At 63.0% G+C, this 12,511-nt stretch carries 11 protein-coding genes; all 11 read right to left on the minus strand.

Going from position 1 to position 12,511, the window contains the following annotated elements; translation table 11 throughout:
- Positions 1 to 5 precede the first annotated feature (5 nt).
- The 11 genes from NQ490_RS09225 to NQ490_RS09275 all read right to left on the minus strand — a co-directional run bounded on the left by NQ490_RS09225 (position 6) and on the right by NQ490_RS09275 (position 12,504).
- Positions 6 to 1,361 carry an ABC transporter substrate-binding protein gene (locus NQ490_RS09225; protein WP_007048115.1) on the minus strand — a complete coding sequence of 452 codons (1,356 nt, stop codon included), beginning with the start codon at positions 1,359 to 1,361 and terminating at the stop codon, positions 6 to 8.
- 113 nt (positions 1,362 to 1,474) lie between these two features.
- A complete protein-coding gene (locus NQ490_RS09230; RefSeq protein WP_007048114.1) occupies positions 1,475 to 3,262 on the minus strand; it encodes a glycoside hydrolase family 43 protein in 1,788 nt (595 codons plus the stop codon).
- An 11-nt stretch (positions 3,263 to 3,273) separates the two neighbouring features.
- On the minus strand, positions 3,274 to 4,077 hold the full coding sequence (locus NQ490_RS09235; RefSeq protein WP_007048113.1) for a carbohydrate ABC transporter permease: 804 nt from the start codon (positions 4,075 to 4,077) through the stop codon (positions 3,274 to 3,276).
- 5 nt (positions 4,078 to 4,082) lie between these two features.
- A complete protein-coding gene (locus NQ490_RS09240) occupies positions 4,083 to 4,958 on the minus strand; it encodes a carbohydrate ABC transporter permease (RefSeq protein ID WP_040918432.1) in 876 nt (291 codons plus the stop codon).
- A gap of 63 nt (positions 4,959 to 5,021) precedes the next feature.
- Positions 5,022 to 6,581, minus strand: a complete 1,560-nt coding sequence (locus NQ490_RS09245; RefSeq protein WP_007048111.1) for a response regulator — start codon at positions 6,579 to 6,581, stop codon at positions 5,022 to 5,024.
- Positions 6,550 to 8,349 (minus strand): histidine kinase, encoded by a 1,800-nt coding sequence (locus tag NQ490_RS09250; protein WP_007048110.1) that lies wholly within the window; start codon positions 8,347 to 8,349, stop codon positions 6,550 to 6,552. Before NQ490_RS09250 ends, NQ490_RS09245 begins: the two co-directional genes overlap by 32 nt.
- A 313-nt stretch (positions 8,350 to 8,662) precedes the next feature.
- Positions 8,663 to 9,343: a ribulose-phosphate 3-epimerase gene (locus tag NQ490_RS09255; RefSeq protein WP_007048108.1), complete on the minus strand. Its 681-nt coding sequence runs from the start codon at positions 9,341 to 9,343 to the stop codon at positions 8,663 to 8,665.
- 1 nt (position 9,344) lies between these two features.
- Positions 9,345 to 10,283: a transketolase family protein gene (locus NQ490_RS09260; RefSeq protein WP_007048107.1), complete on the minus strand. Its 939-nt coding sequence runs from the start codon at positions 10,281 to 10,283 to the stop codon at positions 9,345 to 9,347.
- Positions 10,280 to 11,131, minus strand: a complete 852-nt coding sequence (locus tag NQ490_RS09265) for a transketolase (protein ID WP_007048106.1) — start codon at positions 11,129 to 11,131, stop codon at positions 10,280 to 10,282. Before NQ490_RS09265 ends, NQ490_RS09260 begins: the two co-directional genes overlap by 4 nt.
- Before the next feature lies 1 nt (position 11,132).
- Entirely contained in the window at positions 11,133 to 11,792 is a 660-nt protein-coding gene (gene fsa / locus NQ490_RS09270; RefSeq protein ID WP_007048732.1) for a fructose-6-phosphate aldolase, read from the minus strand.
- Between the two features lie 13 nt (positions 11,793 to 11,805).
- Entirely contained in the window at positions 11,806 to 12,504 is a 699-nt protein-coding gene (locus NQ490_RS09275) for an L-ribulose-5-phosphate 4-epimerase (protein WP_007045468.1), read from the minus strand.
- Positions 12,505 to 12,511 lie beyond the last annotated feature (7 nt).

Consider the following 12,511-nt stretch of genomic DNA (forward strand, 5'->3'; position numbering starts at 1 on the left):
GGAACTCAGCGCAGGCTCTCGGCCACTTCCTGTACGGTCTGCAGTTCGGTGGCGGGATCGCTGCCGGCGGCCACATTCTGCATGGCCACGACGATAGCGGTCTCCAGCTCGCTGTTCTGCAGCTTGCGGTTGCCCACGGCGTTGCTCACGTAGCTGTTGACTTCGTCGATGGACTGCTGCTGCAGCTTGCCGTCCACTTCACCCTGGTAGGTGATCTCGTTGGAGACGGGCGCGCCCTGCAGGTAGTCCACGTAGATCTGCTGGCCGGTGCCGTTGGCCATGAATTCCACGAACTTCATGGCGGCTTCGGCGTTCTTGCAGTCCTTGTTCACGGCGATCATGGTGTCCACACCGGCGGTGCCGCACAGGGTGCCGCTGGGGCTCAGAGAGGGCAGGACGCACATGCCGATGACATCACCCTGGTTGGCGATCTCGGTGCCCTGGATCTCGGTGTTGCTGGGAGAGATGGGGCCCAGGTGCCAGGAACCGGTGAGGAAGAAGGCAGCCTTGCGGTTGAAGAAGTACTGGTCACGGGCGTCGGGGTAGGAGTTGACGCCCAGGGCGCCTTCCTCGAAGATGCCGTCGGTGAACAGCTTCTGCCAGGCGGTCATGGTATCCACGAAGCACTGGTCGGTGAAGGAGCGCTCGCCGGCCTCGGCCTCATAGACGGCGCCTTCCTCGAACTGGTTGGACACCTGCACGAAGACGTCGGAGTTGATCCAGTCGTCCGCAGCGCCCACAGCCACGGGAATGTAGCCCTTGGCCTTGATGAGCTCGGCGTCGGCCTTCAGTTCTTCATAGGTGCGGGGGATCTCGGTGATGCCGCACTCTTCCAGGATGGTCTGGTTGTACAGCAGGTCGGTCATGCCGGCCACCAGCAGGGGCATACCCACCAGGGTATCATCCACCTTGCACTGTTCCACCGCGGTGGAGGAGATCACATCCTGCCAGCCGGGCATGTACTGGTCGGCCAGTTCCGACATATCCGCCACGAAGGGGGCGTACTGGGTGGCCATGGTGCCGGTGCTCAGGCCGAACAGGTCGGGGCCGGTGCCGGAGGCCATGACGACCTGGAGTTTCTCCGTGAAGTCGTCCTGCTCGGTGCGGGTGTAGTCGATCTTGATGTTGGGGTACTGCTCCTCAAAGGCCACGACCATCTCTTCCCACTGGATGGTGGTGGGCAGCCAGGACCAGAAGGTCAGGGTGACCTGCTCGTCCCCGGCGGAAGCAGCTTCCCCGGTGGATGCACCGGCGGCTTCGCTGGCGGACTCACTGGCGGAGCTGCCGCCGCAGCCTGCCAGCGAGGAGACAGCCAGGCTCATGGCCAGGCCCAGGGCGAGCGCGCGTTTCATCTTTTTCATACGTTTCCTCCTAACTTTATTCCGGCGCAGGGGCCGGATGGTTTCCGTTGGTTCCTGTGTGCAGTATAGCAAAAATTTGCGGGGCAGGGCACTCAAATAATTTGCGGTTTATATCAGATTTTTGTGGATTGCCATCCGGTCAGGACGGCGTGTTCCAGCTGCAGGCGCAGGGAACTTCCGGCGGGCAGGGCGGACGCTTCCCCGGCGGGCAGGGCGTTGACCCGCATCGCCAGGTGATCGCCCTGCCGGCGGCAGCGCAGCACCAGTTCCCCGGTGAACTGCCGCTCCAGGCAGACCGTTTCCCCGGCCTGCAGGGTCACGGCGCCTTCTCCCCCGGCCTGGAGCACAAAGACTTCCTCCCGGTCTTCGGGGCAGATGCCTTCCAGCGTCAGCAGGCCGCGGGCGCCGTGCAGGCCCTCCCGGTCTGCGGTGGCGGGGCTCACCGTGAAGCGCTCCCCCAGCCGGGCCAGATCATCCCCCCACAGATCCCAGTGGTCGGTCACCGTCAGGCCGGTCACCGTCAGTTCGCTGTAGTAGACACGGACCTTGCAGTCACCGCCGCGCACCCGGCTGGCAAAGGTCAGCAGCAGGTCCTCATCGTAGCGCAGCGTCCAGGCTTCGCAGCAGCCCTCCGCCTGCAAAAGATGGGGCACAAAGGGATCCCAGCCGGCGGGCATCCGGGCCGAAGCCAGGGTGCGGGTGATGCGGCCGGTGGTCTCCAGCACGGTGACGCAGCCGCGCCCCGTATTGAACTGTATTTCCAGCCGGTTGCCCGCACCGTCCTCCCGCAGCACCACGCCGTAACGGGCGCCGGTGTGCAGCAGGGTGGGGCAAAGCCACAGTTCGGCACGCACCGCCTCGGGCATGGGGCAGACGGTGTATTCTTCACAGTCCCGCAGGTGCAGCGATGGCAGGCTCACCGTGGCGGGGGCGGGAACGGGCTGGGCGTCGGTGGTGGGCGGCGCCATGTACAGCCCCCGCATCCCCTGTTCCAGCGGCGCAATGTGCATTTCCCGCTGTTCCTCCCCGGGGCGGATGGGCTGGGTGGCGTCCCGGCCGTGGTAGACCATCCACAGGTCGGTCAGGTCGGGGGCAAAGGCCACCGTGTTGTGGCCGGTGCCTTCCACCTGGCCGTTCTTGCGGATCAGCGGCGCCCAGGACCCGTTCAGGGTTTGCTTCTTCCAGTCCATTTCCCGCAGGTCTGCTTTGTTTTCGGCCCAGGCGTAGCCCACATAGTAGTTCACGTCGGTGTAGCAGTTGGCCGAATAGAGCAGGAAGCTGCGCTGCGGCCCGGGCACGAAGCAGGCCCCCTCGATGGTATACCAGTCCCGCCCGTCGCCGAAGCGGTTTTTCTCGTAGATCTCCTGGGGCAGGCTGGGCAGCACCACCGGGGCGGGATTGCCCTCCAGCCGGTCGGGGGCGATGAACTTGTCCACCAGAATGCAGGTGCCGGGGGCGTCCTGGGTGTTGCCCACCCAGTTGTTCACCGAGTAGAACAGATACACCTCATTGTGCCAGACCACCGGATGGGCGTCGATGGAAAAGGTGGGGAAGAGGGTCTTCTGCCAGGTAAAGGGGCCCAGGGGATCGGTGGCGGTGGCCAGCTGCATCTTTTCGCCGTTGCCGTCGTCCTCCCCGATGGGGTTGCTGGAATAGTACATGCAGAAGGTGCCATTGCGGTAGATCACCGCCGGCGCCCAGAAATCGTGGCGTCTCGGCTGCTGGATGGCGTAACCCTGCCAGGTCCAGTGGACCAGGTCGGGGGAACTGCTGACCTTGACGCCGTCGGCGTCGGTGGCGTAGCAGTAATATTGGCCGCACCAGCGCAGCACAAAGGGGTCGGGATTGGTGTGGTGTGCCCCGTCCGCGAAGGGAACGGGATTGCAGAACAGATTCGGCATGGAAAACCTCCTCAGCCCTTGACGGCGCCCGCCGTGATGCCGGACACCAGCCACTTCTGGCTGGTCAGGTAGACCACGATGGAGGGCAGCGTCAGCAGGACCATGACGGCGTAGATGCGGGCCACTTCCGAGGGGCTCTGGAAGGTGCCGGACACAAAGTACTGGGCGGCCAGGGTGACGGTGTAGTTGGCATCGCTGCGCACCATCAACAGGGGGATCAGGTAGTCGTTCCAGGAATAGATGAAGGTCAGCACCAGGACGTTGGCGATGATGGGCACGCTCAGGGGCATCATCAGCTGGGCCCAGATGCGCAGGGTGCTGGCGCCGTCGATGGTGGCGCTTTCCACCAGTTCATTGGGGACGGTGTCGAAGTAGTTCTTGGTCATCATCAGCATCATGGGGGCGTTGAAGGCCACCATGGGGATGATGCAGCCCAGGTGGGTGTCGATGAGGCCCATCTTGTTGATGGTGGAGAACATGGGGGTGACCACGGCAGCGGAGGGCAGGGCCAGGCAGGCCAGCAGGGCGCCGTAGATGTACTTGCCGCCCCGGATGCGCAGCTTGCTGAAAGCGTAGCCCGCCAGGGAAGCGATGAGGCAGACGATGACGGCGGTGGAAGCCGCGATGAAGAAGCTGTTGAAGATGACGTTGAAGTAAGGGATCTTCTCGTAGGTCAGTACGTAGACGTAGTTGTCCAGGCCGTTGACCTGGAAGGATTTGGCCAGGGCCAGCAGCATGGGGGTGATCCAGATCACCGCACAGACGGTAAGGACCACGTAGGTGGGGATCATCAGTTTCCGGCGCTGTTCTCTCATGGTTGTCAGTCCTCCTCCTTGCTCAGGCGCACCTGCAGCACCGCCATGATCAGGGCGATGACCAGGATGGCCACACCGATGGCGGCACTCTCACCGGCGTTGAAGTCCTTGAAAGCCTTCTCGTACAGATAGGTGTTCAGGAAGGCGGTAGCGCGGCCGGGGCCGCCGTTGGTCAGCAGTTTGACCAGGTCGAAGGTCTTCAGCGAACCTACGATGCCCAGGATGATCAGCACGTTGGTGGTGCCGCGGACCATGGGCAGGGTGATGCTGAAGGTGGTGCGCCAGAAACCGGCGCCGTCCAGCATGGCGGATTCATAGACATCGTCGGGCAGGCTCATGAGGGCGGCGTAGTAGGTGATCATCGAGAAGCCCATCCACTGGAAGATGTTGACCATGATGATGGAGAACAGGGCCCATTTCTTGTCGCCCAGCCAGGACTGGGCGGCCCAGTCCATGCCCAGGGAGCGGAAGAGGTTGTTCAGGTCGCCGGTGGCGGGGTTGAGGATGATGCGGAAGATGGCCGTGGTGATGGATGTGGCCAGGGCGATGGGCAGGAAGAAGATGGTCTTGTAGACGTTGCTGCCCTTGAAGCGGTATTTCAGCAGCACCGCCAAAATAAAGCCCAGCAGTGCCTGGGGGAACACCGTGCCGAAGAAGAAAATGACGTTGTTGCGCACGGCCAGCCAGAAGGTGCTGTCGGTGAGCATCTCTTTATAGTTGTCCAGCTGGACCCATTCCCAGCTGTCCGAGATGCCGTTCCAGTCGGTGAAACTGATCACCAGGGTAAAGCCGATGCAGTAGTAGATGAAAGCCAGGGACAGTACGAGGATAGGCACAAGGTACAAATAATTGCGCCAACCGTTTTTTGATATCATTCGCATAGCGACACCTCCGTTTGTGTCGTTATGATACCATTCCGGCTGGCGCAATCTGACGGAAAATATTTAGTTTTTACTACAATTTTTTGCTACAAACTCCGAGGGGGTCATCCCCTCGCTCTCCCGGAAGACCTTGAAGAAATAGTTGTAGCTGCGGAATCCCGTGCGCTCCACGATCTCCTTCATGGAAAGGTCCTGGCGGATCAGCAGGGCCTTGGCTGCGCGCAGCCGCACGGCGTTGAGGAACTCCACGAACCGCTGGCCCACCTCGCTCTTGAAGGCGCGGCTCAGGTGGGTGTAGCTGACCCCGGCGTAGTCGGCGCAGTCCTGGAGGGAGATGTCCCGGGCGTAGTTCTGCAGGATGAATTCCTGGGCCCGGGCCACCGCCGCCGAGGAGGGGGTCTGGGCCGGCTCGCTGCGCATCAGCCGCAGGGTCTGTTCCCGCAGGTCTGCCGCGGTCTGGTCCAGGATCTCAAACTGGGCCAGCCGCTGGAACAGTTCCGCCCGGCCCGCCTCGTCCAGCAGCCCCACGTGGAGGTACAGCTCGGTGATCCGGCGCAGGGCGGCGCGCACGGCCTTGCGGCAGGCGTGTTCCCGCCGCAGGAAGGCGAACAGCTCCTGGATGGCGTCCTGGGCGTTGGTGCTGTCCCGCTGCTGCACGGCGAAGGAGAGCGCCGACCAGGCGCTGCCGGGCAGGGGCAGGGGGCGCTGATGGACGGCGGGGCTGTGGGCCACCGGGAAGATCCGGTCGCCGCCGAGAAAGAGCTTGGCCTCCATGGCGGCGTCCAGCCGGTTGATCTGTTCCAGGGCCCGGGGCAGATCCAGCTGGGGGCTGCCCACGCCGATGGTCAGGGTGGTGTCCAGCAGCCGCAGGCTGGTGCGCTTGAGACGGGAACAGAAGTTGTTGACGCTGTTCATGACGAAGAGCAGGCTGTTCTGGTCAAAAAAGGAGAGGATCAGCAGGATGTGCTGCTGTTGGGTGAGGCAGTAGACATAGCGGTATTTGGTGCCCAGGATCTGGGCGATGATGTCGCACACCGCCTTGCAGACGTCCCGGCGGATCTCCTGCCAGTGAACGCCGGGGGCGCAGCGGTAGTCGGGGCTGATGACCAGGGGCGCCAGACCGCTCTTGTCAAAAGCGATCTCTCCCCGGTCCACCATGGCACCGATGGTCTCGGCGGTGAAGTGGTCGGGGCTCTCGAAGCAGTAGCCCGCCAGATTTTTCAGCGTCCGGCCTACGGGCTGGATGTGGTAGCGTTCCCGCACGGCGTCCAGAACCTCCAGCAGCCGCTCCCGGGTCAGGTCGTGCTTGAGCAGATAGTCCGCCACCCCTGCCACCATGCAGCCGCGGGTGTAGCGGAAATCGTCAAAGCTGGAAATGGCGATCACCGCGATGTCCGGCAGGGATATCCGGATCATCTGCAGCAGTTCCAGCCCGTCCATGGCGGGCATCTGCATGTCGCACAGCAGGATCTCCACATCGTTCTCCCGCAGCCACCGCAGGGCGGCCCGGCCGTCCTGGAAATCCGCTGCCACCTCGTACAGCGGATGGTCCTGCAGGTGCAGCTTGATGGAATTGCGGGCGGCCAGGTCGTCATCCACGATCACGATCCGGATCTTGTTCATCCGTTTTCCTCCTCTCCTGGGCTGCGGTGAGCGCCGCAGCCTCCTCCTCTTCCTCCTCAGCCCGGCGGCGCACCGGCAGCGTGAAGATCGCCCGGGTATACCGGCCGATCTCGCTGGTGTACTCCAGCCCGAAGGGCTCATCACATTCCATCCGGATGCGCTGCATCACGTTGGGCACCCCGATGCTGCTCACCGACACCCCGGTGCGGCGGCTGTCGGTCATCAGTGCCCGGATCTGGGCGTCGGTCATGCCGGCGCCGTTGTCCTCCACCGTGATGAGCAGCCGGTCCTCCTCCACCTGGGCGGCGATGCGCAGCAGGTTGTTGCAGGACAGACTGTGGGAAAAGCCGTGGACCAGGGCGTTCTCTACCACCGGCTGCAGGATGAACCGGGGCACAAAAAGGGCCTGGCAGTCCTCCTCCACAGCGTACTCCACCTCGAACTGGTAGTTGCCGCTGTACTCCATGATCTCCAGATAGCTCTTCACATAGTCCAGCTCGGCGGAAAGGGGCACGAACCGTTCGCTCTGCCGCATGACGCTGCGCAGCAGCCGGGACAGGGCGTTGGTCAGCGGAATGATGCTGTCGGCATGCTGGACCTTGGCCATCCAGGCCACCACGTTCAGCGTGTTGGAGACAAAATGGGGGTTGATCTGGGCCTGCAGCAGCTTGAGCTGCATGTCCTGTTTCTGGCGCTCGTAGACCGCCACCTCGTTTATCAGCTTTTTCAGCCGGGCCACCATGTGATTGAAGGTGGAGGCCATGACGGCGATCTCGTCCCGGGTGCTGACGGTGTAGCGCACATCCAGGTCGCCCTGGCCCACCTGGTGCATGGCGTTGCGGAAGCCCGCGATCTCGGCGTTGATCCGCCGGGAGATGGCCATGGCAATGCCGAAAGCCAGCAGAAAGACCGCAAGCACCAACCCGCCGCTGTAGTACAGGCCGTGCTGGATCTCCCGGGTATAGACGGCGCTGGGGATCATCATGTGCAGCGTCCAGCCTGCCTGGGGCGCGGCGTAGGTGCTGTAAACATAGTCGGCGTCGTCCCGGCGGGTCTGCAGGGGGGCATCGCCGCAGTTGGTGAAGATCATGTCCTGGCGGTCGTTCTGCACCTGGAACAGACTGCCCTCCGGCAGATGGTCGCTGAACATCTGCTCGATGACACTGTAGTCAAAGTAGAGCACGGTGTAGCCCACCAGTTCCCGGTTGGAATCCAGGACGGCCCGCACCGAGGGCACCACGAAATCCGAGGTCAGATAGACCCCCACGTTGTCCACCTGCAGGGGACTCAGCATGACCATGGATTGCCGCAGCTGCTCATCGTCGGTCTCGGCAATCATCTCGCTGAGTTTGTCGTAATTCTGCACGATGTGCCCGCTGGTGAACCGGTACCCTTTGCAGGAAACGATGTCGATGCCCACAATATAATATTTGTAGCCGTTCATCGAGCTGATGAACTCCTTGAGGATGCGCTGGTTCTGCAAGTAAGTACCGTTGAGGACTCCGTTGACCTCCACCACGTTGTGCTCGATGGCGGCCAGGGGATTCACCACGTTCTCCTCGTTGAGGGCGATCATCGTGCACATGTGCTGGGTGTCGGTGAGGATGTAGTCGAAGGCATTGTAGGCATCCCGCATGGCGCTCTGGGACAGGTTGTTCAGATACAGCCGGGTGATGTCCTGGGCGGTGCGGTACCACACCACCGATACCAGCATCCCCAGAAATGCCAGGATGCCACAGAGAAAAAACAGTTTTCGGCGGATCGTCATGACACACTTCTCCTTATAGAACCCAGTATACCATGGCAGGATCGCCCGCCCGGCTACTCTTTTTTGAGGTTTACTGCGTTTTTTTGCGCCCCGCGGCGGATTTTTCTGCAAAAAACAACCTGCACAAAAGTGTGCAGGTTGTCAAAGAACCACGCCGGCTCCCGGGGGGAGCGCAACTGGCTGTATTATACCATGGGGGAAGAAACAGAGTCAAACCGGGAAAAAAAGGCGCCAGTTCATCCGGAGAGGATCGGATGAAAAACAGAAAGATAAACCATCGGCCCGCCCCGCAAGGGGTGGGCCGATGGACAGATCAGGGGAAAACCGAACGGCGCAGGACGGCGATGTTGCGGGCGATGTCCCCGTCGAACACCGCGCTGCCGGCCACCACACTGCGGGCACCGGCCGCCCAGGCGCCGGGCAGGGTGCGGGCGGTGATGCCGCCATCCACCTGGATGGTCACCGGATGGGGCGCGGTCTGCAGCAGGGCCTGGGCCGCTGCGATCCGGGCATTGCTGCCGGGCAGATAGGGCTGGCCGCCCCGGCCCGGCTGCACCGTCATGAGCAGCAGCTGGCTGATCAGCGGAAGATAGGCTCCGGCGGTTTCCACCGGCGTTTCGGGGTTGAGGACCAGGCCTCCCTGCATGCCCGCGGCCCGGATGGCCGCCAGGGCTGCACCGGGACCGCCCGGCACCTCGGCGTGGACCGATACCCGTTCCACCCCCAGGGCAGCCAGTTCCGCCACAAGATCCAGCGGGCGGTCCACCATCAGATGGACGTCCAGCGGTTTGCGGGTGAGGGCGCGCATGGTGCGCACCATACCGGGGCCGAAGGAAATGGCCGGCACAAAATGCCCGTCCATGATGTCGATGTGGAAAGCATCCGCTCCGGCGGCGTCGGCCGCCTGCACATCCCGGGCCAGGCAGGAAAAGTCCGCCGCCAGGATGGAAGGGCAGAGCTCAAAGGATGCTTCGCTGCAGTTGCGGGCGGTCATCTCAGACCAGCTCCTTCACAGCAGCCACGATGGCGTCGCTGCGCAGGCCGAACTGTTCCAGCAGGTCCCAGGCGGGGCCGGAGTGGCCGAAGACATCCTTCACGCCCACCCGGCGCATCTTCGTGGGGCACTGCTCGCCCAGCACGGCGGCCACGGCTTCGCCCAGACCACCCAGAATGCTGTGCTCCTCGCAGGTGACGACGGCACCGCATTCTTTGGCCGCCTTAATGACGATCTCCTCGTCCAGCGGCTTGATGGTGCAGAGGTTGATGACCCGGGCCTGGATGCCCTCGTTTTTCAGCTGTTCGGCAGCGGTGAGAGCCTCGCCCACCTCCAGGCCGGTGGCAATAATCGCCACGTCATTGCCCTCGGTGAGCTGCTCGCCCTTGCCGATCTCAAATTTGAAGTTGGCTTCGTCATGGAAGACCGGCACGGCCAGACGGCCGAACCGCAGGTAGACGGGGCCCTGGTGCGCATAGGCTGCTTTCACGGCGGCGCGGGCTTCCACGTCGTCGGAGGGGCAGAGCACCGTCATGCCGGGGATGGAGCGCATGAGCGCGAAATCCTCGCAGCACTGGTGGGAGGCACCGTCCTCGCCCACCGAGATGCCGCCGTGGGTGGCACCGATCTTCACGTTCAGGTGGGGGTAGCCGATGGAATTGCGCACCTGCTCAAAGGCGCGGCCCGCGGCGAACATGGCAAAGCTGGAGGCAAAAGGCACCAGCCCCATGGCCGCCATACCGGCGGCGGTGGCCATCATATTGCTCTCGGCAATGCCGCAGTCAAAATGACGGTCGGGGTAGGCTTTCTTGAAGACGCCGGTCTTGGTAGCGGCGGCCAGGTCGGCATCCAGCACCACCACGTCGGGATGGTCTTTCGCCAGTTCCACCAGCGCGGCGCCGTAGCTGTCGCGGGTGGCGATTTTCTTGACCTCACTCATACCTGCGCCTCCAGTCCCGCCAGCTGGGCGTTCAGTTCGTCCATGGCGATCTTGTATTCCTCATCGTTGGGGGCCTTGCCGTGCCAGCCCACCTGGTTTTCCATATAGCTGACGCCCTTGCCCTTGGTGGTGTGCATCAGGATGGCCGTGGGCGCACCAGTCTGCCGGTGGAAATACTGGAAGGCGTCCTCCATCTGGACAAAGTCGTGGCCGTCGATGGACACGGTGCGGAACCCGAAGTCCCGCATCTTGGCATCCACCGGGTCAGTGGGCATGACTTCCTTGGTGGGGCCGTCGATCTGCAGGCCGTTCAGGTCGATGATGACACAGAGGTTGTCCAGCTTGTACTTGGCGGCGAAGAGGAATGCTTCCCATACTTCGCCCTCCTCGATCTCGCCGTCCCCCAGCAGGGCGTAGACCCGCACGTCATCCTTGTGCAGGTACTTGGCGGCCTTGGCCATGCCCGCCGCGCAGGAAACACCCTGGCCCAGGCTGCCGGTGGACATATCCACGCCGGGCACCGTGTTCATGTTGGGGTGGCCCTGGAGGTAGCTGTCGATGTGGCGCAGGGTGGGCAGGTCCGCCACCGGGAAAAATCCCCGGTAGGCCAGGGCGCTGTACAGCCCCGGCGCGGTATGGCCCTTGGAGAGGACGAACCGGTCCCGGTCCTCCCATTTGGGGTTGGCGGGGTCGATGCGCATCTCTTTGTTGTACAGGTAGGCAAACAGTTCCGCCGCCGAAAGGCTGCCGCCGGGATGCCCGGCCTTGGCGCCGTGGGTGGATTCGATGATGCCCATCCGCACCTTGCAGGCTGCGATCTGCAGCGCCAGACGTTCTTCGTTCGTCATATCATTCACCAAAGACCTTGCAGTAGTCGGCCTTGAACTTCTCGATGCCGGAATCGGTCAGGGGGTGATGGAGCATCTGCTCGATGACCTTGTAGGGCACCGTGGCGATGTCCGCCCCGGCCAGGGCGCAGTCCGTCACATGGATGGGGTTGCGCACGCTGGCGGCGATGATCTGGGTCTCGATGTCGGGGTAGTTGAGGAACATGTCGTGGATGGTCTCGATGAGCTCGATGCCCCGCTGGGAGATATCGTCCAGGCGCCCCAGGAAGGGGCTGACGTAGGTGGCACCGGCCCGGGCGGCCAGTAGCGCCTGGTTGGCGCTGAAAATCAGGGTGCAGTTGGTGGGGATGCCCTTGGCACTCAGCGCTTTGATGGCCTTGAGGCCCTCGGCAGTCATGGGGATCTTGACCACCATGTGCTTGGGATCCAGGGCGTAGATGGCCTCGCCCTCCTTGACCATGGTTTCGGCGTCGGTGGTGGTGGCTTTCACTTCACCGCTGATGGGGCCGTCCACGATGGTGGCGATCTCCGCCAGCGTCTCGGCGTAGTCCCGGCCTTCTTTGGCGATGAGGCTGGGGTTGGTGGTGACGCCTGCGATGACGCCCATATCGTTGGCCTTGCGGATTTCCTCCACATTGGCCGTATCAATGAAGAATTTCATACAGCAGCACTCCTTATTTCTTTTGTCCGTAATAGGCGTTGGGTCCGTGTTTGCGCATGTAGTGCTTGTCCTGCAGGTACTGGGGCGCCGGGGCGGCGTCGGGGTCCACCTGACGGGTCAGCAGGGCCATTTTCGCCACCTCTTCCAGCACCACGGCGTGGTAGACGGCCTGGGCCGCATCCTTGCCCCAGGTGAAGGGGCCGTGGCTGTGGCAGATGACCCCCGGTACCGCCACCGGGTCGATGCCCCGGTCAGTGAAGGTTTCGATGATGATCTTGCCGGTGTTCTTCTCGTAGTCCTCGTCCAGCTCCTCCCTGGTCAGGTGGCGGGCACAGGGCACGGCACCGTAGAAGTAGTCGGCGTGGGTGGTGCCGTAGCAGGGAATGTCCCGCCCGGCCTGGGCCCAGGCCACCGCGTAGGGGCTGTGGGTGTGGACGATGCCGCCCAGGGTGGGGAAGGCCTTGTACAGCTCCAGATGGGTCTTGGTATCGCTGGAGGGGTTCAGCTCCCCCTCCACCCGGTTGCCGTCCAGATCCAGCACCACGAGGTTTTCCGGCGTCAGCTCGTCGTATTCCACACCGGAGGGCTTGATGACCACCAGGCCCTTCTTCCGGTCGATGCCCGATACATTGCCCCAGGTATAGGTCACGAGGTTGCGGCGGGGCAGTTCCATATTGGCCTCATAGACCTGTTTGCGCAGTTCTTCCAGCATAGTGTAC

The organism is Subdoligranulum variabile (assembly GCF_025152575.1).
GTDB lineage: Bacteria > Bacillota > Clostridia > Oscillospirales > Ruminococcaceae > Gemmiger > Gemmiger variabilis.

What these genes read in the sequence shown, in the direction of transcription:
- NQ490_RS09235 (WP_007048113.1), bottom strand. Translation starts at nt 4,077, where the DNA reads ATGAGAGAACAGCGCCGGAAACTGATGATCCCCACCTACGTGGTCCTT.
- NQ490_RS09245 (WP_007048111.1), bottom strand. Translation starts at nt 6,581, where the DNA reads ATGAACAAGATCCGGATCGTGATCGTGGATGACGACCTGGCCGCCCGC.
- NQ490_RS09275 (WP_007045468.1), bottom strand. Translation starts at nt 12,504, where the DNA reads ATGCTGGAAGAACTGCGCAAACAGGTCTATGAGGCCAATATGGAACTG.
- fsa (WP_007048732.1), bottom strand. Translation starts at nt 11,792, where the DNA reads ATGAAATTCTTCATTGATACGGCCAATGTGGAGGAAATCCGCAAGGCC.
- NQ490_RS09250 (WP_007048110.1), bottom strand. Translation starts at nt 8,349, where the DNA reads ATGACGATCCGCCGAAAACTGTTTTTTCTCTGTGGCATCCTGGCATTT.
- NQ490_RS09230 (WP_007048114.1), bottom strand. Translation starts at nt 3,262, where the DNA reads ATGCCGAATCTGTTCTGCAATCCCGTTCCCTTCGCGGACGGGGCACAC.
- NQ490_RS09255 (WP_007048108.1), bottom strand. Translation starts at nt 9,343, where the DNA reads ATGACCGCCCGCAACTGCAGCGAAGCATCCTTTGAGCTCTGCCCTTCC.
- NQ490_RS09225 (WP_007048115.1), bottom strand. Translation starts at nt 1,361, where the DNA reads ATGAAAAAGATGAAACGCGCGCTCGCCCTGGGCCTGGCCATGAGCCTG.
- NQ490_RS09240 (WP_040918432.1), bottom strand. Translation starts at nt 4,958, where the DNA reads ATGCGAATGATATCAAAAAACGGTTGGCGCAATTATTTGTACCTTGTG.
- NQ490_RS09260 (WP_007048107.1), bottom strand. Translation starts at nt 10,283, where the DNA reads ATGAGTGAGGTCAAGAAAATCGCCACCCGCGACAGCTACGGCGCCGCG.
- NQ490_RS09265 (WP_007048106.1), bottom strand. Translation starts at nt 11,131, where the DNA reads ATGACGAACGAAGAACGTCTGGCGCTGCAGATCGCAGCCTGCAAGGTG.